At 62.5% G+C, this 22,982-nt stretch carries 19 protein-coding genes, 5 tRNA genes and 1 pseudogene; 14 read left to right on the top strand and 11 right to left on the bottom strand.

Features of this window, described 5'->3' with window-relative positions:
* Positions 1–2 precede the first annotated feature (2 nt).
* The gene (locus E4J93_RS06610; RefSeq protein ID WP_147588677.1) at positions 3–734 is read left to right on the top strand and encodes an anti-sigma factor antagonist; all 732 of its coding nucleotides are present in this window, start codon (positions 3–5) and stop codon (positions 732–734) included.
* A gap of 204 nt (positions 735–938) precedes the next feature.
* Here the strand turns inward: E4J93_RS06610 and E4J93_RS06605 are convergent.
* From E4J93_RS06605 to E4J93_RS06585, 5 genes are all read right to left on the bottom strand, one after another.
* A tRNA-Gly gene (locus E4J93_RS06605) sits at positions 939–1,014 on the bottom strand.
* Positions 1,015–1,240: 226 nt separating this feature from the next.
* Positions 1,241–1,316: transfer RNA gene (locus E4J93_RS06600), tRNA-Gly, on the bottom strand.
* A 90-nt stretch (positions 1,317–1,406) separates the two neighbouring features.
* Complete coding sequence (locus E4J93_RS06595; protein ID WP_187231641.1) at positions 1,407–3,554, bottom strand: C69 family dipeptidase; 2,148 nt, start codon at positions 3,552–3,554, stop codon at positions 1,407–1,409.
* Between the two features lie 337 nt (positions 3,555–3,891).
* A tRNA-Cys gene (locus E4J93_RS06590) sits at positions 3,892–3,965 on the bottom strand.
* 44 nt (positions 3,966–4,009) lie between these two features.
* Positions 4,010–4,085: transfer RNA gene (locus E4J93_RS06585), tRNA-Gly, on the bottom strand.
* Between the two features lie 517 nt (positions 4,086–4,602).
* Here E4J93_RS06585 and E4J93_RS06580 point away from each other — a divergent pair.
* The 6 genes from E4J93_RS06580 to folB all read left to right on the top strand — a co-directional run bounded on the left by E4J93_RS06580 (position 4,603) and on the right by folB (position 10,201).
* Positions 4,603–4,677 (top strand) — tRNA-Val (locus tag E4J93_RS06580).
* Positions 4,678–5,255: 578 nt separating this feature from the next.
* Positions 5,256–7,478 carry an anaerobic ribonucleoside-triphosphate reductase gene (gene nrdD, locus E4J93_RS06575; protein ID WP_147588675.1) on the top strand — a complete coding sequence of 741 codons (2,223 nt, stop codon included), beginning with the start codon at positions 5,256–5,258 and terminating at the stop codon, positions 7,476–7,478.
* Positions 7,479–7,716: 238 nt separating this feature from the next.
* A complete protein-coding gene (gene nrdG, locus E4J93_RS06570) occupies positions 7,717–8,295 on the top strand; it encodes an anaerobic ribonucleoside-triphosphate reductase activating protein (RefSeq protein ID WP_147588674.1) in 579 nt (192 codons plus the stop codon).
* A 199-nt stretch (positions 8,296–8,494) separates the two neighbouring features.
* A complete protein-coding gene (gene folE / locus E4J93_RS06565) occupies positions 8,495–9,058 on the top strand; it encodes a GTP cyclohydrolase I FolE (protein WP_147588673.1) in 564 nt (187 codons plus the stop codon).
* Between the two features lie 119 nt (positions 9,059–9,177).
* Positions 9,178–9,702, top strand: coding sequence for an HD domain-containing protein (locus tag E4J93_RS06560; protein ID WP_147588697.1), 525 nt, complete (start codon positions 9,178–9,180; stop codon positions 9,700–9,702).
* A 13-nt stretch (positions 9,703–9,715) separates the two neighbouring features.
* Complete coding sequence (folB, locus tag E4J93_RS06555; protein ID WP_147588672.1) at positions 9,716–10,201, top strand: dihydroneopterin aldolase; 486 nt, start codon at positions 9,716–9,718, stop codon at positions 10,199–10,201.
* A gap of 129 nt (positions 10,202–10,330) precedes the next feature.
* Here the strand turns inward: folB and E4J93_RS06550 are convergent, their stop codons facing one another.
* Positions 10,331–10,990 carry a M48 family metallopeptidase gene (locus E4J93_RS06550; RefSeq protein ID WP_147588671.1) on the bottom strand — a complete coding sequence of 220 codons (660 nt, stop codon included), beginning with the start codon at positions 10,988–10,990 and terminating at the stop codon, positions 10,331–10,333.
* A gap of 141 nt (positions 10,991–11,131) precedes the next feature.
* Between E4J93_RS06550 and E4J93_RS06545 the strand changes: the two genes are divergently transcribed.
* The 5 genes and pseudogenes from E4J93_RS06545 to E4J93_RS06525 form a co-directional block, all read left to right on the top strand.
* Entirely contained in the window at positions 11,132–12,409 is a 1,278-nt protein-coding gene (locus E4J93_RS06545; RefSeq protein WP_147588670.1) for a uracil-xanthine permease family protein, read from the top strand.
* Positions 12,410–12,554: 145 nt separating this feature from the next.
* On the top strand, positions 12,555–12,983 hold the full coding sequence (locus E4J93_RS06540; protein WP_147588669.1) for a peptidylprolyl isomerase: 429 nt from the start codon (positions 12,555–12,557) through the stop codon (positions 12,981–12,983).
* Positions 12,984–13,127: 144 nt separating this feature from the next.
* A complete protein-coding gene (locus E4J93_RS06535; protein ID WP_147588668.1) occupies positions 13,128–13,514 on the top strand; it encodes a metal-dependent transcriptional regulator in 387 nt (128 codons plus the stop codon).
* 140 nt (positions 13,515–13,654) lie between these two features.
* On the top strand, positions 13,655–13,786 hold the full coding sequence (locus E4J93_RS08295; RefSeq protein ID WP_147588667.1) for an MFS transporter: 132 nt from the start codon (positions 13,655–13,657) through the stop codon (positions 13,784–13,786).
* Between the two features lie 12 nt (positions 13,787–13,798).
* Positions 13,799–14,932 (top strand): annotated as a pseudogene (locus E4J93_RS06525) (MFS transporter); the annotation flags it as partial.
* 217 nt (positions 14,933–15,149) lie between these two features.
* Here E4J93_RS06525 and E4J93_RS06520 read toward each other — a convergent pair.
* The 5 genes from E4J93_RS06520 to E4J93_RS06500 all read right to left on the bottom strand — a co-directional run bounded on the left by E4J93_RS06520 (position 15,150) and on the right by E4J93_RS06500 (position 20,265).
* Positions 15,150–17,072: a heavy metal translocating P-type ATPase gene (locus E4J93_RS06520; protein WP_147588665.1), complete on the bottom strand. Its 1,923-nt coding sequence runs from the start codon at positions 17,070–17,072 to the stop codon at positions 15,150–15,152.
* Between the two features lie 188 nt (positions 17,073–17,260).
* Positions 17,261–17,479: a cation transporter gene (locus E4J93_RS06515; RefSeq protein WP_147588664.1), complete on the bottom strand. Its 219-nt coding sequence runs from the start codon at positions 17,477–17,479 to the stop codon at positions 17,261–17,263.
* A gap of 113 nt (positions 17,480–17,592) precedes the next feature.
* On the bottom strand, positions 17,593–17,940 hold the full coding sequence (locus tag E4J93_RS06510) for a helix-turn-helix transcriptional regulator (protein ID WP_304512579.1): 348 nt from the start codon (positions 17,938–17,940) through the stop codon (positions 17,593–17,595).
* 310 nt (positions 17,941–18,250) lie between these two features.
* Positions 18,251–19,075 (bottom strand): helix-turn-helix domain-containing protein, encoded by an 825-nt coding sequence (locus tag E4J93_RS06505; RefSeq protein WP_147588663.1) that lies wholly within the window; start codon positions 19,073–19,075, stop codon positions 18,251–18,253.
* A 224-nt stretch (positions 19,076–19,299) separates the two neighbouring features.
* Complete coding sequence (locus tag E4J93_RS06500; protein WP_147588662.1) at positions 19,300–20,265, bottom strand: 3'-5' exonuclease; 966 nt, start codon at positions 20,263–20,265, stop codon at positions 19,300–19,302.
* 342 nt (positions 20,266–20,607) lie between these two features.
* Here E4J93_RS06500 and ucpA point away from each other — a divergent pair, with 342 nt between their 5' ends.
* Entirely contained in the window at positions 20,608–21,405 is a 798-nt protein-coding gene (ucpA, locus tag E4J93_RS06495) for an SDR family oxidoreductase UcpA (RefSeq protein WP_147588661.1), read from the top strand.
* A gap of 362 nt (positions 21,406–21,767) precedes the next feature.
* Positions 21,768–22,916, top strand: coding sequence for a putative manganese transporter (locus tag E4J93_RS06490; protein WP_147588660.1), 1,149 nt, complete (start codon positions 21,768–21,770; stop codon positions 22,914–22,916).
* Positions 22,917–22,982 lie beyond the last annotated feature (66 nt).

Genomic DNA, 22,982 nt, shown 5'->3' with positions numbered 1-22,982 from the left:
GCATGAACGAATGGAACGACATAGCCGTGATCGCGCCCGCGCACGACATCGATATCATCACTGTGCCGCTGCTACGCGAACAGGTTGATGGATTGGTCGATGGCGGCGTGCGGCGCGTGCTCGTGAATTGCCAAAGCGTCTCGTTCATCGATTCGACGGGCCTGGCATTTCTGCTTTCGTGCGCCCGTCGCCTGTCCGGGCTTGGCGGGCTGCTTTCGCTTGTCAACGCATCGCCGTATGTCGTTCGTTTCCTGCAGATCGCGCGCTTGATCGATGCTCTGCATGTCACAGCTGCTAACAAGCCGCCCATTCCGGTCCTGTCGGCCGATGAGAGCCCGCTGTGGAGCAAGACGCTTTCGGTGAGCGAGGGTATCGAGAACCTGCCGTATTACCGCCATCGCGTTTCCAATCTGCTGTCCTCTCTGCCTATGACTGCGGAGGACCGCTTCGATACGGCCCTGGCTGCGGGCGAGGCGCTGTCCAATGCATATGATCATGCGTGCGGATGCTTGTGCTCCTTATCCATCTATGCATATCGCGACCGCGTCGTTATCGAGGTGGGTGACCGCGGCTGCGGATTCGAGCTCGGCGGTAATGAAGAGGTGGAGGCGAGCGAGATACGCGGTCGCGGCATCAAGCTTATGCGCATGCTGGTTGATAGCGTGGAGGTCGCACGGCGCTGCGATGGACGGGGCACCATGGTGCGTCTCATCAAGATGACGCGGTCTTCGTAGGCGTGCGCGGATGCCATCGCCTGTATCTTCTCGTATGACATGGTCTCCGTGCCACCTCGGTAGCCGGCTTTCCACCTGAGCCATGTGCGAATCGGGCGACTGGTATCGTATGCCCTGAAGCTCGCATGTGTACGCTTGCTTTGCCAAGAGGAACATAGATATAAAAAAAGAGCCGGTCATACAACCAGCTCTTCTAGCATGCGATGGAGCGGACAACGGGGCTCGAACCCGCGACCCCAACCTTGGCAAGGTTGTGCTCTACCAACTGAGCCATGTCCGCTTGCAAGAAGTTACTATACGGCATCGTTGGGACAGATGCAACAACTTTTTTATTTTCGCCAAGCGTCACCGCGATTCGCGGGAACGATGCGGCGCGGCTTCGGGGATCGCGTGCGGCATCTTCACGCGCGCGGTCAATCGCGCGAGAAAGGGTGTCATCTGTTCATCGAGGACGCATCAGCGGTAAAAAAAGAGCCGGTCTTACGACCAGCTCTTCTAGCATGCGATGGAGCGGACAACGGGGCTCGAACCCGCGACCCCAACCTTGGCAAGGTTGTGCTCTACCAACTGAGCCATGTCCGCTTGCAAAAAATAACTATACGGGAGAGATCGGATGGATGCAAGCATTATTTTGAAATCTAGTATCGCACCCGATCTCTCGAGAGGGAGGGGCTATCGCACGCGGCGCTTGATTCCTGCGACGGCTGCTGCGATGCCGCTTGCGGCCAAACCGGCCAGGCCGGCCATGCTCAGCGGATCGTCGGTCTGGGGAAGATCGCCAGCCGGTTTGCTGTTGCCGGGTTTGCTGGCGCCGGGCTTGCTCGTATCAGACGCCCCATCGCCGGGCTTGGCTGCGGGGGCCGTCACCGTGATGGTTGCAACGCTGGAGTCCACGCTCTTGCCGGCAGCGTTGGTGATGCGGCAGAAGTAGGACTGCGAGCCCGTCTTGGATGTGTCTACGGGCATATTGGCGGTCTTCACGCCGGTCGAGCTAACGGCATCGCCGGACGTACGGAACCATTCGTAGGAGAGGGCACCCACGCCGTCGTCGGCCTTGGCCGTCACGGCGAGATCGGCGGCTGCTGCGTTTTGCTCGTACGTGGCGCTTGCGGGCTGGGCGGTGATGACGGGAAGGATGACCGTCGGGGCGTACACGAGCGGGGCCTTCAAATCCTTGGCCTGAGCGTCGTAGTCGGATGCGGCGAACGGGGTGGAGAAGTCGCCTGCCTTGATGTAGGCGCGCATCTCGTCGAGGAGCTTGTCGCACTTGCGATAGGTCTGCTCGACCACCACCCTGTGCGCGCTGTTGGCGAGTTCGCCACGCTTCTCTGCGGGCGTCGCCTGCATGACGGCGTCGACGAGCTCGTGCTGTGCGATGATCTGCTTCTGTAGGGCGTCGAGGTAGGCGCGCGTTCCCGCAGCCATGGATTCACGGTTGTTGTAGGCGAGCGTGTTGATATCGATCAGCACGTAGTCGATGGAGCCTTCGGGTTCCTCCTCCATGGCGTATTCGGTCTTGTTTTCAATCTCCCAGAAGTTGCCCGCGCCGCTGTGGCTCGTATCCTGGTTCACGTCCTTGAAGTACGGGGAGGCCTCGGTGAGCAGGGCCGAGTAGAACGGCATAGCGACCGAGAACTCGGTGGGAGCCATGGTTTCCCACTGGACCGTCGCGATATCCGCGGGCAGGTCGTCGCGGATCTCGAACATATGCCCTTCCATCTGCCACTGCTTGCCGATGGCATCGACGGCGGGGTTCAGGTCGGCGTTGAGGTTGTCGGTCTGCTCGCCGCGTGCGGCATGTGCGCGTACGATGGTGAACGTGGACATATCCTTCAGGCCGGGGGTGAAGAACAGCTCGGGCTCGGTGATCTTCGTGATGCCCTCGCGCCAGACGCTGCCGTCTCCGTTGAGCTGCTTGCCCCACTCGTAGGAGTCCTTGGCAAGCGGAGTCCCGAAGTATGCGCGTCCCTGGCCATAGCGGTTGTTCTGCCCGATGCCCTGGGATGCGTCATCGGCTCCGTAGGTGGCGGCGATATCCGGGGTCTTGCCGTCCGCCTGGTACTTCAGCAGGTCGCCAGGGGTGGTGAGAAGCCCTTCGGAGTGGAGGCAGACCGTGGGGTCATCAAGGTCGACATCGAAGCGAAGGTTGCTCATGTTGGGATTGACCGAGACCTTATCCTCGGGCATCTGCATGGCCAGCCACTCGTGGCCGGAGAGAACCATGAACAGCCAGGATTCGTTGACGTCGGAGATGGTGAGCTGGTCGCAGGTGAGCGCGCCGTACTCGCTTACAAGACGGCCGATCAGCTCGACGCCCTCGCGCGCGGTCTTGCTTTCGCCGAGGATGATGCTCACATAGTTGTACTCGCCGATGCCGGATTCCTCGTTAAGGGGGTCGATCGCGGCGATCTGGTCGTTATAGTCGGTGCTCAACGTTGCTGAAGCCGAAACGCCGTGCTCGTTGATGCCCGCGGCGCTATAGGCGTCTCCGCGGCCTTCCCAGTAGGCCTTGGCATCGCGAATGAAGGTGTATCGATACGAGGTCTTGTCAGAGGTCCAGGAGAACGAGGACTCACCCGAAGAGTAGGTGGTATTGGCCTGCGGCTGGGAAACGCCGAAGGTCTTGAAATAGCGGGTGCCGCCGTCTTCGTTGCGGCCTACGAAGCGGTTTCCAGAGGCGGTGTACTGGGCGGGCACCCAGAACTGGGTGCATGCCAGCGCATCGAGGGGAAGTGCGGTCAGCATGGCGGCGCCGGCGGCGAAGCCGCATGCGACCATCTTGAAGCGCGGTGACCAGGTGAACGGGATACGTGTTGGCATAACGCCCTCCTTCCGCAGCCGCATGATACGGGTCGATGGTTTTGCATACGCACGGCTGCAAGCTGAATACTAGGAAGGATCAGCATGCGGTTCAATTAGAAAGGTACCAAACGGTATGTTGAGACGCCGACAATCTGCAGGCGGCCGCTTTTCCGTGATGAGCGGCTTCAGGGAGCAACACACCGAATATATGGGATTTCAGCAGGTAAACGTGGTTGCAGAGCGCTGCCGGCACTATAGGCGAGAAGGGCGGACCGTTGTTGTGTTCGGGGGCGGGGCGTGAAAAGGAGCCGGAAACCGCAATAAAAAAAGACGCCCGAAGGCGTCTTGAAAATTCTGGAGGCGAAGCCCGGATTCGAACCGGGGGTAAAGGCTTTGCAGGCCTCTGCCTTACCACTTGGCCACTTCGCCATTATGCAAAGGGCCGATCGAAGAGTCGGCCCTCAAGCAAGCAATGGAGCGGACAACGGGGCTCGAACCCGCGACCCCAACCTTGGCAAGGTTGTGCTCTACCAACTGAGCCATGTCCGCTTGCGAGAAAGTAATATACGCGATTCCGCTTGATGGTGCAAGGGGAATTTTAAAAAAGTTTCCCGTCGGTCGCCGATGACGTTTTCAGGCTGAAGCCGGGGATGCAGATCGATCGGCGTCGCATCGATTGACATGGCCTAGTAGCGCCCCGCGGTCGGAGGGCGTTGGCATCGGTTTGAAGCGGACCTCGTTTCGATGGCGCGACGATGCGGTGTCGGCCGGGCTGGGGGGAGGAAGGTTTCTTTTACGCGGGGTACGCGGCAACGCCGTTCGCCTTCCCGTTGTCCGCTCGATCGCGGGACGGGGCCGCCCAGACCGCTCTATACGAGTGTCGGCGATACCTTCCTGCGGCCGACAACCGATTGGCGATTCGATGGCACCCTCAAGAAAACCGCAGGTAGTAAAGGGTGGGAAAAAAAGTTTAAAGAAATTTGAAAAAAGTCCTTGCGCTCGTGCGCCGAGTCCCGTATATTAAATCTCGCGCTGAGGCACACAGCCGAAACGCAAACCCACATTGGGGCGGTTAGCTCAGGGGTAGAGCACTACCTTGACACGGTAGGGGTCACAAGTTCAAATCTTGTATCGCCCACCAAGAACAACAAGACCGGAGGTTATTGCCTCCGGTTTTTTTGTATTTCAGCCCATCATCTTCCTCGCTCTGGAGTTCGCCACAACATCTGGGCTCCTTGTAGTGTGATCGGCGTTCTCCCAGGTTTCCCTTTATGAGTTGTGGATGATTTGGGAATCGGCCAATTCAGGCTCTTCGAACGAGTCGCAGGTCGAGCGTATTGCTAAGCGGAAAACTGTTTGCTAGCGCCTCGATTTACCATGATGTTCAAAAAGAATCTTACCCGCATTGACCTGCAGGAACACAATATATAGTGCAATAGCTTTTGAGCTCTTACATGATATGGGAATGAACTTGTCGTATCATAGGGAGGCACCTCATCGGGGTGCTCTGCGGTGCCGTGTTGGCAGGGGGTCGGTTGGAAAGGATCGCTTCGTGTCCGCACGGTTTCGTAGAGTTTCAAATAGCAAGATCGCAGCGTGATGTTCCCGGCGGGGCGCCTGCCCGGTCTGGGTTCTTCGCGCTGTAAGCACCATCGCCCGACTATATAACTCGGGCGTGCGGGCCCGGAAGGGCGGCGCGAGCAAGGGAGAGCGGCACGCATGAAGATCATCAAGCGCAGCGGTATCGAGGTTACGTTTGATATCGACAAGATCGTCAACGCCATCAACGGCGCGAACCTGGAGGCCTCCGAGGCCGATCGCCTCACCGATGAGCAGGTGGTTGCCGCCGCCCGCAACGTCGAGCAGGCGTGTGCCGCCGCAGGCCACACCGTCTCCGTGGAAGAGATCCAGGATATGGTCGAGGATCAGATCATGGCCCTCGAGCGCTACGAGGTGGCCCGCCGCTATATCATCTATCGCTACGTTCAGGGCCTCAAGCGAACCAAGAACACCACCGACGACAAGATCCTGTCCCTCATCGAGTGCAACAACGAAGAGGTCAAGCAGGAAAACTCCAATAAGAACCCTACTGTCAACTCGGTGCAGCGCGACTATATGGCGGGTGAGGTCTCTAAAGACCTCACGCAGCGCGTGCTGCTGCCCGAGGATGTGGTTGCTGCCCATAACGAGGGCCTTATCCATTTCCATGATTCCGATTACTTTGCCCAGCATATGCACAACTGCGACCTGGTGAATCTTGAGGATATGCTCCAGAACGGCACCGTGATCTCGGGAACGCTCATCGAAAGGCCGCACAGCTTCTCCACGGCATGCAACATCGCTACGCAGATCATCGCCCAGGTGGCTTCGTGCCAGTATGGCGGTCAGTCCATCTCGCTCACGCATCTCGCCCCCTTCGTCGAGGTGTCCCGCCAGAAGATTCGCCGTCAGGTCGAGGCCGAGCTCGCCGAGCTGGGCGTCGAGGCGCCGCAGGACAAAGTGGCCGACGTGGTGGAGACGCGCTTGCGCGACGAGATCCGCCGCGGTGTCCAGACCATTCAGTACCAGGTCGTGACGCTTATGACCACGAACGGCCAGGCGCCGTTCGTAACCGTGTTCATGTACCTGAACGAAGCGCGCACGGAGTCCGAGAAGCGCGATCTTGCCATGATCATCGAGGAGACGCTGCGCCAGCGTTACGAGGGCGTGAAGAACGAGGCGGGCGTTTGGATCACCCCAGCGTTCCCCAAGCTCATCTATGTGCTCGAAGAGGACAACATCACCGAGGGCGCTCCCTATTTCTATCTCACGGAGCTGGCCGCCAAGTGCACCGCCAAGCGCATGGTGCCCGATTACATCTCCGAGAAGAAGATGCGCGAGTACAAGCTCTCAAAGGGCGAGACCGAGGGCAATGGCGATTGCTACACCTGCATGGGTTGTCGTTCGTTCCTCACGCCCGATCGTTCCGGCAACGGCTACGATAACGTGGCGCGCGCCAAGAACTACGAACCGGGCAAGCCCAAGTACTACGGGCGCTTCAACCAGGGCGTCGTGACCATCAACCTCGTCGACGTCGCCCTTTCGTCGCATCAGGATATGGACAAGTTCTGGGAGATCTTCGATGAGCGCCTCGAACTCTGCCATAAGGCGTTGCGTTGCCGCCACGAGCGCCTTCTGGGCACCCTGTCGGATGCTGCGCCCATCCTGTGGCAGTACGGTGCGCTGGCCCGCCTGGACAAGGGCGAGACCATCGACAAGCTGCTGTACGGTGGGTACTCCACCATCAGCTTGGGTTACGCGGGTTTGTATGAGTGCGTGAAGTACATGACGGGTGCTAGCCACACCGATGCCGCGGGCACGCCGTTCGCTATGGACGTCATGCAGCATATGAACGACAAGTGCGCCGAGTGGAAGGCTGCCGAGGATATCGACTACTCGCTCTACGGCACGCCGCTCGAGTCGACGACGTACAAGTTCGCCAAGCTGCTGCAGCGCCGTTTCGGCATCATTCCCGGCGTCACCGACAAGGGCTACATCACCAACAGCTACCATGTGCACGTGACCGAGGAGATCGACGCTTTCGATAAGCTTCAGTTCGAGAGCCAGTTCCAGCGTTTGTCTCCGGGCGGCGCCATCTCGTATGTCGAGGTTCCCAACATGCAGGATAACCTCAAGGCAGTCATCCGCGTGATGCAGTATATCTACGACAACATCATGTACGCGGAGCTGAATACGAAGAGCGACTACTGCCAGGAGTGCGGCTACGATGGCGAGATCGCTATCGTCGAGGACGACGGCAAGCTTGTGTGGGAGTGCCCCAATTGCGGCAACCGCGACCAGGAGAAGCTAAACGTGGCGCGCCGTACGTGCGGGTACATCGGCACGCAGTTCTGGAACCAGGGCCGCACCGAGGAGATTCGCGATCGCGTGCTGCACCTGTAGGGTTGATTCAGGCGGGTGCCGGGGACATACGGCATCCGGCGCTCGAGCAGTCCTGCTCCCACGAAGGCCCCGATGGGATTCGATCCCAGCGGGGCCGGACCCCTTCGGGGCGTGCGCTTTCCTTTTCTTTTTGATAGGGGAGAGGCCTGCGGTTTTGATGGCTTCGGACGCATCTCGTTGCGATGCCTTGCGCATATCCCTACACTGTTGCGAAAACGCGACGGTGGGGGTGTGCTCGATGAACTACGCTGAGATTAAGTATTTCGATATCGCGAATGGCGAGGGCGTGCGGACCAGCTTGTTTGTTTCGGGCTGCCGGCGCGGGTGCAAGAATTGCTTTAACGAGGTAGCGTGGAACTTCGCCGCAGGCGATCCGTTTTCCCGCGAGGTCGAGGATGAGATCATCGAATCGCTTCGTCCCGCGTACGTCGATGGCCTCACGGTGCTGGGTGGAGAGCCTATGGAGCCCGAGAACCAGGCGGGGTTGGTCGGCTTTCTCGAGCGCGTGCGAGCCGCGTACCCGCGGACGAGCGGCAAGACCATATGGTGCTTTACCGGCGACACGCTCGACGAGCTGCTGCCCGGTGGCCGTCATCGAACCGAATATACGGACCGCTTGCTTTCCTGCGTGGACGTGTTGGTCGATGGACCTTTCATCCAGGAGCTCTATGACATCACGCTGCGATTCCGTGGATCGTCCAACCAGCGACTGATCGATATGCCCGCCACCCTGGCGGCCATCGAGCGCGGGGAGACCGTGGATGCTGCCGTGATGCCGTGGGTCGACAAGGAGATCTACGCCACTCATACGATGTAGCGTCTGGCACCTCTAATGCGCGGGCGGCATCCTTGCACTTCGCTCCATCTGTGCCGGCAACGGCGGTGCGCGGCATGCGGCGCAGCCGTATACGAGCTGGATGCGCCTGGGTCTCAAACGGTGGCGGGGCATGCGTGGTACCATAGCGAGAACAGTGATGCAAAACGTGTGCACGTGCGCGAGTTAAGGAGCGTATACCATGGTTGACCAGCAAAAAGTTGAAGAGGCCGTGCGCCTGTTGCTCGAGGGGATCGGCGAGGACCCCTCGCGCGAGGGCTTGGTCGAGACGCCCGCGCGCGTGGCGCGCATGTATGCCGAGCAACTTGCGGCGGGTATGGAGAGCGATGCCGCCGAGTACCTTTCCAAGACCTTCTCCGTTGGTAGCAACGATTTGGTGATCGAGCGCGATATCACGTTTTACTCGCTGTGCGAACATCATATGCTGCCCTTTTACGGCAAGGCCGCCATCGGCTATATCCCGAACGGTCGCGTCGCCGGCCTGTCCAAGCTCGCGCGCACGGTCGAAACGTTCGCCCGTCGTCTGCAGCTGCAGGAGCAGCTCACGGCGCAGATCGCCGATGCGCTCATGGACTACCTTGCGCCGCAGGGCGCTATCGTCCTGCTCGAGGCCGAGCACATGTGCATGACCATGCGCGGCGTGCAGAAGCCGGGCACGAAGACGGTCACGTTGGCTCGTCGCGGGGCGTTCGAGACGAATCCCGCTCTGGAGCAGCGGTTCTTCAACATGCTGGATCGCGGCTAGATATGGCCGTTGCGCTGGGGTCTGTCGAGGCCGGAGCCGCACGGGGCCGTGCGTCGGCATCGGATGCGCCGTGCCGAAGCCGGGTTTCGTCGGCGCCTGCAGGGGCGGGCGCGGCGGACATGCCGCGCGTCGACGCCGTCTGGCGCCACCCTGACTATCAGCATGCGTTCGCCGCGTTGCAGCAGGCCGAGGCGAATCGCATCTTCTGCCGCCACGACCTGCAGCATTTCCTAGATGTGGCGCGTGCGTGCTGGATCTTGCTGCTCGAGGACGAGTCTGCGCGCGACCTCCATATACCGAAGGACATCGTGTACGCTGCGGCGTTGTTGCATGATATAGGCCGCGGTGCCGAATACGAGACGGGTGAGCCCCACGATGCGGCGGGAGCGCGGATTGCCCGCGAGATTTTGGGTACGGTAGAACCTGATACACGTTTCTCGCCGGACGAGTGCGCGCAGATCGTCTGCGCGATCGCGCATCATCGTTCGAGCGCGGCGGTACCGGATGCCGCCGCCGACCGCGCGGCCGTGTTGCCGCGGGCGCTGCGCCGCGCCGACAAGGCGGTTCGCCTCTGCTTCGCCTGTCCCGCGCGCTCGGCGTGCAACTGGCCTGACGAGAAGAAGAACCTCGCGATTCGTATGTAAGGAAGCGATGAGCATGAGCGGGAAGAAGCTATGCGAGACCATCGAGGACGACCGCGGCGTGCTGGCGCGCCGCGACGGCGCGGGCCTGCCGGTGCGCGCCGGATCCGTGAGCCATGTGACGGCCGAGGACGTGGCCTTGGCCGATAAGGTGTTTATCGACGGCCTTGAAGTGTATGCCAACCACGGCGTATACGAGGAAGAGAACAAGCTCGGCCAGAAGTTCGTGGTGTCGGCGACGCTTTACTGCGATACGCGCCGTGCGGGCCAGACGGATGACCTGGACGCCTCCATCGATTACGGCACGGTGTGCCACGATATCGACGGCTTCTTGCGCGAGCATACGTTTAAGCTCGTTGAACGTATGGCCGAGGCGCTGGCGGCCTATCTCATCGACCGCTATCCGCTTCTGATGGGTGTTCGCCTGAAGATCGAGAAGCCGTGGGCTCCCGTAGGCCTGCCGCTGCGATCCGTGGGCGTGGAGATCGAGCGCCTGCGGTAGGGGCGCGGCGCTGCGCGCGCCGTATGCGGGCCGCCCGTTTTGCGCGGTGGCCCGCATCCGCGAGACGATTTTGCTGGGCGGGGGCGCGCTGCGCGGGCGGCGCGCCCCCGCCTGTGCGGTAGCGCACGCCTATGCGATCGTCTCGGCTGCGTGGCTGAGTAGCTGCTTGAGTTCGCGATTGCGCGGGCAGTAGACGTCGAGGAGCATGTGGAAGCGCTTGCCGTGGTTGGGCTCCATCAGGTGCACGAGTTCGTGGATCATCACGTACTCGAGGCAGGCGGGCGGATATGAGGCGAGGCGCGCGTTGATGCGGATCGCGCCGGTGCTCGGGGTGCACGAACCCCAGCACGTCTTCATGTGGCGGATCTGCCACCAGCCCGCTTCCACGCCGACCTTCTTCTGCAGGCGCTTCATCGTTTTCGGCAGCACGCGCATGAGCTCGCTCTTCTGAAGCTCTGCGGTGGCTTTGGCATCTGCGGGCGCCTCGTCGGGAGAGAGCGGTTTGCCCCAGAGGTGCGTGCGCTCCCAAGCTTCCGTTGCGGTGCACGTGGCTGCCGGATCGTCGCCGTTCGCATCGGGGACGCGCTTCGGCACGCGTGGCGCGAGCCATCGTTCGCGCTCGGCTAGAAACGCCTGGGCCTCCTCCATGGTGGCGGGCTCCGGGATGCTCAATGCCACGGTGCCGTCCGTGCGGATGCGCAGGTTGAAGTTCTTCACGCGCTTTCGCCGCACTTCTACGGGGATCCCGTTGACGGGGGTTGTGATGATGGTTGCCTCGTGTTCGTCCATGGCTCTTGTCCTTGCTTGCTCGTCGCGCTGCGCTCCGCGCGGTTCCATCCTGCCGCTTGCGATCAAATTTGACTTTACGTGTCTCTTTCTTTTGGGAAACGGTACCATAAACCGAATTGTTCCCTATCGAAAGGACTGCCAATGAGTCACCACGAGCGTGAAGTCATCGGCGTCGACGACCGGGTGTCGCCCGGCCGCGCCATCCCGTTGGGTATCCAGCACATGATGAGCATGTTCGGCTCCACGGTGCTCGTTCCCGTTCTTACGGGCCTCGATCCCAACGTCGCCATCATGTGCTCGGGTATCGGCACCATCTGCTATCTGCTGGTAACCGGTAACAAGATCCCCAGCTATCTGGGGAGCTCGTTCGCATTCATCAGTCCCATCGTCGCCGTGGGCGCCACGCGCGGCCTCGACGCCGCCATGTCCGGCGTGATCGTGGCGGGCCTCGTGTTCCTTGCCGTCGCGGGTATCATCAAGCTGGTGGGTACCGGCTGGCTCGATCGCTTGCTGCCTCCCGTGCTGGTGGCGTCGGTCATGGTCGTTATCGGTGTGGGGTTGTCGGCCACCGCGGCCAACATGGCGTTCATGGGGACCGACGCCGCCGGAGCCGCGGTCTTCAACGTGCAGGGGGCCATCGTGGCGGCGGTTACGCTGTTTGCCGCCGTGCTGTTCTCGGGCCGTGGCGGCATCGTGGGCACCGTGCCCGTTCTGCTCGCCATCATCGTGGGCTATCTGGTGTCCGTGGCGCTTGGCATGGTGGATTTCGCGCCGGTTGCCGAGGCGGCGTGGATCGGTCTGCCTAACGTGAGCTTCCCCACATTCGACATGGGCGCCATCGCGCTCGTCGCCCCCGTCGCCATCGTCGTGGTGATCGAGCACATCGGTCACCTGCTGGCGGTGGGCGAGATCGTGGATCGCGACTATCGGCCTTTGCTGCCGCGCTCTCTTGCGGGCGACGGCCTGTCCTGCGTCATCTCCGGTTTCCTGGGCGGTCCTCCCACTACGACCTATGCCGAGAATATCGGCGTGATGAGCGTGACGCGCGTGTATTCCACGCAGATCTTCTGGTATGCGGGCGGCTTCGCGCTCGTGGTGGGCGGCTTCTGCCCGAAGCTGGCCGCGCTCATCAACTCCATTCCCAGCCCGGTTATGGGCGGCGTATGCCTGCTGCTGTTCGGCCTCATCGCCTCCAACGGCCTTCGTATGCTCGTATCCAACCGCGTCGACTTCGACGTGAACCGCAACCTCATGATCGCGTCGGTCGTCATCATCCTGGGCGTGGGCATGGAGTGCTCCGGTATCGCCATCCCGCTGGGCGATTACACCCTGCCCGGCATGGCCACCTCCACGCTCGTGGGCATCATCTTGAATCTGGTGCTCCCGCAGGACAAGCGGGGCGTGGCGGCGGTTGAGTAGATTTGCCTCGCGCGCGGCATAGGCACGCGCGGCGTCGGGTATAGTGGTTCAACGTGCCGGAGGGGAGAAACGTGCCCGCTTCGGCTATCTCGCAAGCTCTTCGCCTCCATCCGGGCGGAGTTCCTACGACTGAAAGAGGATGCAGATGTCCAACCAGGGTAAGAAGGTGCGCGCGCATTACCGCGGCACGCTCGATGACGGCACCCAGTTCGATTCCAGCTACGACCGCGGCGAGCCCATCGAGTTCGTCGCCGGCGCCGGCCAGATGATCAAGGGCTTCGACGCCGCCGTGCTCGACATGGAGGTGGGCGAGAAGAAGTCCGTCCACATTCCCGCCGCCGAGGCGTACGGCGAGCGTTCCGAGGACATGATCTTGTTCTTCCCGGCAGCCGAGGTGCCCGATTTCGACAAGGTCCAGGTGGGCATGAAGCTCTTCCTGCAGGGTCCTGGCGGCATGCCCGTGCCTGTGACCGTCGTGGAGGTGTCGCCCGAGGGCGTCAAGCTCGACGCGAACCACGAGCTCGCCGGTTGCGACCTCAATTTCGATATCGAGCTCGTCGAGGTGCTCGACTAGTTCCCCCTGCGCGCTTGCTCGCGGCCCGGGGCGTCTTGCGGCGCCCCGGGCCGTTTTGCTATCCGCGCCGAAAAGTCGTGGTTGCCTTTCCCGGTTCTTCCGTTACAGTAAGCTTAGACTAACTGATACTGAAAGGGTGGCGTAATGGCACTTCGAGAATCCGGGGAAGACTATCTGGAGGCCGTCTTGGTGATCGGCCGCGAACACGGCGTGGTGCGTTCCGTGGACATCGCCGAGCATCTGGGCGTTACGAAGGCGAGCGTCTCCAAGGCGGTGTCTGCGCTGCAGGAGCATGGTTACATCGCGGTGGTACGGCGCGATGTGCAGCTTACGGAAAAGGGACGCGAGCGCGCCGAGCACGTGCTAGAGCAGCACACGTTCTTTCGCGACCTGCTGGTTGCTGCCGGCGTATCGCCGGAGCTTGCCGCCGAGGAGGCCTGCCACATGGAGCATTGCCTTTCGGACGATTCGTTTGCGCGGCTGAAGGAGTACGTGCGAGGTGCCAATCGAATGTCCGCTCCCCTTTTGTAAAGAACATATCAACACATGTAGGATAACGTGCATGTGTTACGCAAGTCGGTTATCCTTATATAAAGAGAAGCGAATGGCGACACGTCCTTGTGGGGCGCGTCGCTTTTTGCGTTTGACCGTTGCGGACGAGGGGGCGGCGTATGGTGCGCGAGACGCGCGGGCTGATGCGCGACGCATCGCGGTTTATCGTGGGATTCGGCCTGGTAAGCATGCTGATGGATGTGGTGTACGAGGGTGCTCTGAGCGTTCAAGGCCCGCTGTTGGCCTCGTAGGGCGCCAGTGCGGCTGCCGTTGGCCTCATCTCCGGATTGGGCGAGGCGACCTCGCTTGCCGGGCGCTTGGTAACAGGTCCGCTTGCCGACCGCGTGGGGCGTTATTGGCTGTTCGCCATCGTTGGCTACGCGATCACCGCCCTGGCCGTGCCCGCGATGGGCTGGGCGGGCAGCGTGGGCGCCGTGGGCGCGCTCATCGTCGTCGAGCGCCTGGGCAAGGCCGTGCGCACGCCGTCGCGCGACGCCATGCTGTCGCACGCATCGGCCGCGGTGGGGCGCGGAAAGGGTTTTGCCTTGCACGAGCTGATGGATCAGATCGGTGCCACGTTGGGACCGCTCATCGTGTCCGGCATTCTGTTCGCGACCGGCGGCGCGTATGATCGCGCGCTGGGCGTGATGATCCTGCCTGCGGCCGCTGCCATCACGGTCCTGGCGTTCCTGCGCCATCGCAACCCCGATCCCGCGCGTTTTGAAGAGGTGGCGGCAGGGGAGGACGACGGATCGTTCGCGCGCGAGGCAAGCGGCGATGCTTCGGGGGTTGCGGCCGGTAGCGGCACCGCTTCCACTGAGGATGCGCCTGCTGCGTCGGGGTTTCGCGGATTGCCTCGTCAGTTTTGGGAGTATTCGCTGTTTTGCGGGTTGTGCCTGGTGGGCGTCGCCACCTTCGCCGTGCTGTCGTTCCACATGGTGGGCGCCGGCGTGTCCGATGCGGCGGTGCCGGTGCTCTATGCCGTGGCCATGCTGGTGGACGGCGTAGCCGCGCTGGCCACGGGTTCGCTCTACGACCGCATCGGACCTAAGACGCTGCTGGCTCTGCCGGTGCTGAGCGCGTTCGTCCCGGTATTCGCCTTCAGCGGCTCCGTACCGGTCATGGTGGTCGGTGTCGTGCTGTGGGGTGCGACCACCGGCGTACAGGAGTCGACCATGCGCGCTTATGTGGCGGATTTGCTCCCCACGACGATGCGCGCTACGGGATACGGGTCGTTTGCCCTGGTTACGGGTAACGGCACGATGCTCGGCGGCACCATTGCCGGGTGGCTCTACAGCAATGCGGGGGCGGGCGCCATCATCGGGTTCGCGGCGATTGTCGAAGCCGTCGCATTCGTATCGCTGCTGCGTCAGCTGCGCGCCGCCCGAGTGCGCTAGGCGGCTGCGGGCCGCGAGCGAAGCGCGTCGGATGCCCGCGATCCCGAACCCGCGTCGCGTGGACGACGAGCTCGATGCCCCGCAGCACGGAGTTTCAATATCCCTGCTGGTAGGGATGGAGTGCATGTCGGACGGCGGCACGGCCCCCGCGCTGCCTTCGCGACGAGCGAAGCTGGCGCGGGGGCGGCGACCGTAGCCCGAGCAGGTGGGTGTGGCCCTACGCGTCTCCCATGGCGCGCATGGCGTTGAGGATCGCTATTACAGCCACGCCCACGTCACCGAAGACCGCGAGCCACATGTTGGCGATGCCCACCGCGGCGAGGGCGAGGATCAGCAACTTCACGCCGATTGCGAACACGATGTTCTGATTCACGATGCGCATGGTCTTGCGGGCCACGCGAATCGCTCGCGCGATGTTGCTCGGACGGTCATCCATAAGCACGACGTCGGCGGCCTCGATGGCGGCATCGGAGCCCATGGCGCCCATGGCGATGCCCACGTCGGCGCGCGTGAGGACGGGCGCGTCGTTGATGCCGTCGCCCACGAAGGCCAGGTTGCCGCGGGCGGTGTCGAGAATGCGCTCGAGCTGCTCGACCTTGTCGCCGGGCAGGAGCTGGGCGTGGTATTCGTCCAAACCGAGCTCGGTGGCCACGGAGCGGGCGACTTCCTCGCGGTCGCCGGTAAGCATGATGCAGCGCTCGACACCGGCGGCGTGGAGGTCGGCGATTGCCTGGGCGGCGTCGTCCTTGATGGCGTCGGCTATGACGACGTGACCTACATAGACGCCGTCGCATGCGACGTGCAGGATGGTGCCGGTGAGCTCGCAGTCCGGATAGGCGATGCCGTGCGCGGCCATGAGCTTGCCGTTGCCCACGAGGACGCTGTGCCCGTCTACGGTCGCGCTGACGCCGTGGCCGGATTCCTCAGCTGCATCCTTGATGAGCGCCTGGTCGATCGCGGGGGAAGGTGAATCACCCTGCCCATCCAGATACGCCTTCTTCACAGATGCGGCGATCGGGTGGTCGGAAAACGCCTCGGCGTGCGCCGCCAGGGCGAGCAGCTGCCCGGCATTCATGGTCTCGTGCGGGTGCACACCGACGACGCCGAAGGTGCCCGAGGTGAGGGTACCGGTCTTGTCGAAGACAACGGTGTCCACCTGCGAGAGGGCCTCGAGGTAGTTGGAGCCCTTGACCAGGATGCCCAGACGGCTGGCGCCGCCGATGCCGCCGAAGAACGACAGCGGTACGGAGATGACGAGCGCGCACGGGCAGCTCACGACCAGGAAGGTGAGGCCGCGCAGGATCCAGTCGGCCCAGGCGCCCATGCCCATCAGCGGCGGCACGATGGCGATGGCGATGGCCGCGAAGGTCACGATGGGCGTGTAGACGCGGGCGAAGCGGGTGATGAAGTTCTCCGTGCGCGCCTTCTTCTCGCTGGCGTTCTCGACGAGCTCCAGGATGCGGCTGACCGTGGAGGCGCCGAAGAGCTTGATGGTGCGCACGCGCAGCACGCCGGTCATGTTGATGCAGCCCGAGATGACCTCGCCGCCCGCTTCGACATGACGCGGAATGGACTCGCCGGTGAGCGCGGCGGTATCGAGCTGGGATGATCCGTCGATGACGATACCGTCGATGGGAACGCGCTCGCCGGGTTTGACCACGATGACGTCGCCGATTTGAATCTCGTCGGGATCGACCTGAACGAGTTTGCCATCGCGCTCGATGTTGGCGTAGTCGGGGGCGATGTCCATCATGGCCGCGATGGACTTGCGGCTCTTACCCACCGCATAGCTTTGGAACAGCTCGCCTACCTGGTAGAACAGCATGACGGCGGCACCCTCGGCCATGTGCGGTTCGGCTTCGGGGAACAAGACCATGGCAAACGCGCCGATCGTGGCGACGGCCATGAGGAAGCTCTCGTCGAACGCCTCGCCGCGGCGGATGTTGCGCCATGCCTTTGCGAGCACGTCGTGGCCTGCAATGAGGTAGGGCACGAGGTAGAGCACGAAGCTCGCATACAGCGCGCCGGGCTCGCCGAAGATGCTCGCGAGCACGCCGAGCTCGTCGAGTGCCATGACGGCGAAGAAAATCGCGAGCGCGATGAGGATGCGCTTGAGCCACTTCTTTTGCTTCTTGTTCATAGGGAAAACCCTTTCCACTTTCCGACGCCGCTAACAACTGTGGTTGAGCTTCACCCGATCATTCTTGGCGTCGTTGCGAGCGGGGTGAGGCGGGCCGTTGGGGCATGGCGGGTTCTCCGCGGTTGCAAAGTGAGAACAAGCTGGGTAGAAGGCCGCCAAGCCCCTGGCTGTTGGGAATAGACCTTGCTCTAGCGCAGGATCTCGCAGTCGGGCTCGACATCGGCGGTGAGCTTGACCACGGCGTCGAGCACGGCGTCGAACTCCTCGTCCGCAGCCTCGAGGGTGAGCTTCTGGGTGAGGAAGTTGATCTTTGCGTCCTGGACGCCGTCGAGCTTTTTGATGGCCTCCTCGAGCTTGCCGGCGCACACGGCGCAATCGATCTCGTCGAGCTTGAATACCTTACGCATGATGTCTCCATTCTTCCCACCTCAAATTGGGGACAGGCACCAATCTGAGGTGGATGTTTGTCTTGTCTATGCCTCAATTCGGTGCCTGTCCCTAATTTGAGGTGAGGGTTGTGCTACTCGCAGATGTGGGTGAGACCCTGATCCAAGATGGTGAGAACGTGCTCATCTGCCAGCGAGTAGTGGATGTTTCGCCCATCGCGGCGGAACTTGACCAGGTGCGCTTGCTTGAGGATGCGCAGCTGATGCGAGACCGCGGACTGCGATGCGCCGAGCCCGTCGGCGATCTCGTTTACGCTGAGCTCGTCGTTCATCAGCGCATACAAGATCTTGATACGAGTTGTGTCGCTGAAGACTTTGAACAGGTCGGCTAGGTCGTAGAGCAGCTCCTCTTCAGGCATGGCGTCGTCGCCGGCTGCGGGGGAACAGGGCAGCGGATGCTCGTCCGTGTTGTGCTTGTCCATGGTACCTCCTCTCATATGAACACATGCTCATACATTCGATAGCTTTATTATATGAACGTATGCTCATATGTCAAGGAATTGAATTTCGATAAGTCTCTTCGTTGTGCAATCTTGCAGACTTTACACAGGGCGAGTCCGATTCCCTAATGTATTCAATATGAGTAGCAAATTCAGTACCTGCGGTTTTATGGTCTCGTATTCTGGAGCTACTCGACGATATTGAAAAGCGATGGGATAAGTCGGCAAGATTGCGCAAAGGGCGCCCTCGATTCGCTCGAGAGCGCCCTTTGCGGGTTATGTTGCCGTCTGTTTAGAAGTCGCTGGCTGCTCTGCTGCCTGCGCCGCGAACCCACACTTGGTCGTAGTTGCGTAGCATCATGATGGTGAGGACGATGCCGAGTGCGAGCGGGGCGAGGGTTTCATCAGCGAGCTCTATGCCGTAGGCGATGCGATTGCGCGCGGGCCGAACTCGGACGGCTGCGAGTTTTGAACCATGGCGCAGAATCGTAAAGTCATCGCCCATGAGATTCCCGTCCACGGATATGCCCTCGCCGTCGAAGCGGATCACATCTTTGTAGCCGCCATCGATGCGAATCTCCCGTCGCAGCTGCACACGGTCGAAGCCGCTTATGCGCACCTGGTACACGGGGTGATGCAGGGCGTGCTTCCTCGATATGGTTCCAACGCGGCGGCCGGCGTCGTCGACGAGGTAGTACAGCTTTCGGCTAAAGAAGGAGGCGACGCGCACCAGGCGGAAGGCGAGCGCGCCGGCGTCGCTGATATCCGTGCTCTCGAATTTTCCGTATACGCTGCTGCCGATTGCGTTGAGGTCGAAGAGGCTGAGCTTGGGCTCGGTCTCTTCGGGGTTGCCTTGGGTCAGCGGGCCCGCAAGCAGGATGTGGCGCCGGTCGCGCGCAATCGCCTGGGCCATGACCTTGTCGTCTCCCTTGACCATTTCGTCAACGGAGACCCCGAAGAGGGCGCTCATGAGGACCAGGCTCTGTATATCCGGTGTCGTTGCGCCGGTCTCCCAGTTGCACACCGTGTTGCGGGAAACCCAGATGGTTTCGGCCAGGTCTGCCTGCGACATGCCGAGCGCGTTGCGGCCTCGCTTGATCTGCTCTGAGAGCATCATGTTTGCTCCTTCCATAGGACTCGAGGAAACGATGGAAGAACGCTTGCAAGCCCTTCGTCATCAATGAGTGTAGGGAAGGATGCCCGCCTTGTCTGCACAATTCCTTGTGCAGACAAGGCTACCTGCTTTAATGAGTCGGTTCTTGGCCCGCCGTCGGTAGCGGGATAGAGCGTTTCTCCGCCACGGGCGCGAGGACCAGGCCGATGATGGGCCGGATCGCGTTCCTACTTGAGGAACATGTTCTTGCCGTTGAACTCCGCCTGCACCGTGCGTAGCATGAGGTCGGTGTCGTCGAGGCCCAGGTGCAGCTCGTTCTCGTCGGCGGCAAGGGTGCCGCGGCGACGCGCCCAGTTCTGCAGGCTCGCCGGCGCGCTCTCGCGCGGCAGGGTGCGCACCTCGCCATCGACGGAGCGGCAGATGTGGCGCGAATCGATCACGATGATCTTGCCCGCGCGGCGTGCCTCGGCGTAGCCGGGGAGGTGCAGCATGAACCAGCTGTCCTCGAAGGCCGCGTTGTGGGCCATGATGGGGTACTTCTTCATGAGGCGCAACAGCTCCTTCTGCAGCTTCGCGTCCATGCGGAAGGGCGTCTTGCCCTCGAGGTCGGACCACTGGATGTGGTGGATCTCGGCGAGCGGTACGCCGGCCTCGCGGTAGACGTCGGGGATGCCGCAGTAGAAGGCCTGCGGGTCGTGCGGCACGGCATCGCTTGTGAGCTCCATGACCTCCCAGCCAACGTTGATGATGTAGCCGCGCTCGGGGGCGCGCCCGGTGGTCTCGATATCGATGCCCAGCACCGTGCCCTTGATGGGCTTGCGCACGTACGCGACGGAGTAGGCGTCGCGGTCGCCGCGGACCTCGCGTGCGACGGCGCTGGCGGCGCGGCCCTGCATCTTGCCGATGGCGGCGCACAGGTCGGCGTCGGAGAGGTTGCGTGCGAGCAGCGGGCTGGAGAGGTTGCGCAGGCGCGCCTCGCCGATCTGGTCGCACAGCTCGCGATTGCGGTCGGCCAGTTCGAGGATGATGTCGAAGTCGAAGCCGGGTTCGTCGTTGGCGCGCCATTCGTCGAGCAGCGCCTTGATGGCCTCCTCGCCGCGCTGGCGCTCGGACTCCATGGCGTCGTAATCGCCGTAGATGAACATGGGGATGAACGGCTGGCGGTAGTACTCGAGTGCCTGTTGGGCGTTCATGTATGGGCTCCTATCGTGTTCGCGCCGCCGCCCGCGCGCATGCGATGCGCGTGCGCTCGGACGCCGGCGTGCGGTCTTTCGTGGTGCCCATGAGTATAGTGGGTTGTTACGACGCGAGGGTGTTTAGGGTGTGAAACTTTATGGTGCGCCGCGTCCCGGCAGGTGAGGGGCGATGGCCCGTGCGGTGGCCTACGCGCGCGTCCGCGCCCGAGCCGTGTTGCCCGCGCCCGCCCCTGTCGAACGGCGCTACAATGGATGAGCTGGTATTCGCGCCCCTGCGCCCGGCCTCGTCGTGCGACGTTGCGCCGGTGTCCGGGGCGCATGCAGGGAGAGGAGATTCACATGGCAAAGCTGGATGGAAAGGTCGCGCTCATCACGGGTGCCGCCGCGGGTCTGGGTGAGGGCATCGCTATGGCGTATGCCAAGTACGGCGCCAAGCTCATCATGGTCGACCTGTCGCCCTCGGTTGAGGACACGGCCGCCAAGCTGCGCGAGGAGTACGGCGCGCAGATCATCACCGCGGTCGCCAACGTTGCGGACCGCGCGCAGCTGGACGAGGCCGCGGCTCGCGGCATCGAGGCGTTCGGGCGCATCGATGTGGCCTGCTGCAATGCCGGCGTATGCCGCCTGGCCCCCTTCGAGGAGATGGACGACGCCACGCGTGACTTCCATATCGACGTCAACATCAAGGGCGTGTGGAACACCTGCAAGGCCGTGATCCCCTATATGCTCGAGCAGGGCGGCGGCAACATCGTGATCGCGTCTTCGGTGACCGGCGATATCGTGGCCGATGCCGGCGAGGCCGCCTATGCCATGACCAAGGCCGCTCTCGTGGGACTCACGAAGTGCCTGGCGGTGGAGTACGCCGACCGTAACATCCGCGTGAACTGCTCGCAGCTGGGTTATGCGCGCACGCCGATGGTGGAGAAGATGGCGCTCGAGTCCAACCCGGACGACCCCGAGTCCGCGATCGCCGATATCGCCGTTGGCGTGCCCATGAAGCGCCTGGCCAACCCCATCGAGGTGGGCGAGCTCTTCGCGTTCCTGGGTAGCGACGAGTCGAGCTACCTCACCGGTTCGCAGATCGTCATCGACGGCGGCAGCACGCTGCCCGAGACGATGTCCATCGGCACCAACTAGCGCGCAGCGGCACGCGGCGCCGTGCAACCGGGGCCCCTGCCGGTCCGGTGTTCGGTGCGGCCGATTGCTGCTGCAGAGACCCTGCGTCGCCGCGAGGCCTAGCAGCCCGTCCTCGAGATATGCGAGGTCGGGCTGCTTCTTTTGTGGCGAAGGGGCCTACTGGCCATACGGGAGTTATCCTATGGAAACTCTTGAGTATACTGATGGCCTTGCATGCTACGCGTCTGCCATGGGGCGCGCGGGGTATGAAAACAGCGTGACCATATGGGCGTGGACGCGCGGCTTGCTGCTCCCGCAATCGCGAGGCCCCATCTGTCGCCATCGGTGCGCGCCCAACATATATCTGTCGAGGAGAACCTGCCGTGGACTTGCTGCTGCACTTTGCCGAACACGCGCTCGAGGACACCCTCGGGCTCGTGCCCTTCCTATTCGTGACGTATCTGGCGCTCGAGGCGCTCGAGCATGCCGCGAGCGCGCGTTCCAACGCCATCGTGCGCCGTGCTGGCGCTGCGGGTCCTGTGGCCGGTGCGCTGCTGGGCGTGGTTCCGCAGTGCGGCTTTTCCGCCATGGCGGCAACGCTGTATGCGGGCCGCGTCGTCACGCTGGGTACGTTGGTGGCGGTCTTCTTCTCGACATCCGATGAGATGCTGCCCATGCTGGTGGCCGAGCGCATCGACGCCGGCTTGCTCTTCAAAATCCTGGGGTTGAAGGTCCTCATCGCGCTTATCACGGGCGTTGCGGCGGACCTGGTCATCCGTGCTCTGCGTAAAAACGCGCGCGTTCACGAGTTTTTGCGTCGGACGGTGCTGAGCGTGCGCCGCGACGGTGTCCAGACCGATGTGGTGGACCAGATGGCCGAGGGCGGCGAGGATGCCGGGCATATCTGCCGCCTTTGCGAGCAAGATCACTGTGGGTGCGGGCATAGGCACCATCACGCGGGCGAGCACGGTCATAGCGACGTCGCAGGCGCGGGCCATGTGGGCGAGCATGCCGGCGATGTTTGCGGTCGTGAATTGGGCTGCGAGCACGATCACGAGTACGAGGGCCACGGCCACGGCCGTGAGCACGGCCACGGTGCCGGCCACGCCCACGATCACGGTCACGAGCATGCGCGGGGAGGCAAGCTGCGCTCGATCGTGATGAGCGCCGTCTCGCATACCGTGCAGGTCACGGTCTTCATCTACCTGGTAACGTTCGCCCTGGTGGCGCTTCTCGAAACAGTGGACGAGGGGGCGCTGGCGAGCTTCCTTTCGGGCAACCAGCTGCTTGCGGTGTTCGCATCGGCGTTGGTGGGCCTTGTGCCCAATTGCGCGGCAAGCGTGGTGATCACTCAGCTCTACCTGGAGGGCGTCTTGGGCTTCGCCCCGCTCATGGCCGGTCTGCTCACCTCGGCTGGCGTGGGCTATCTGGTGCTCTTCCGCACCAACCGCCATCCGCGCGAGAACGCCGTCATCGTGGCGGGGCTGTTCCTGGTGGCGTGCGCGTGGGGATTGGTTTTGGGGATCTTCTAGGATGCGCGGCGTCTGCCTGACAGGAGGTTTGGGCGTCATGTCCGCATGGCCGGCTATCATATGTCG

This window comes from Collinsella sp. BA40 (assembly GCF_008014645.1).
Taxonomy (GTDB): Bacteria; Actinomycetota; Coriobacteriia; order Coriobacteriales; family Coriobacteriaceae; genus Collinsella.
This window is presented reverse-complemented; position numbering and strand designations above follow the sequence as displayed.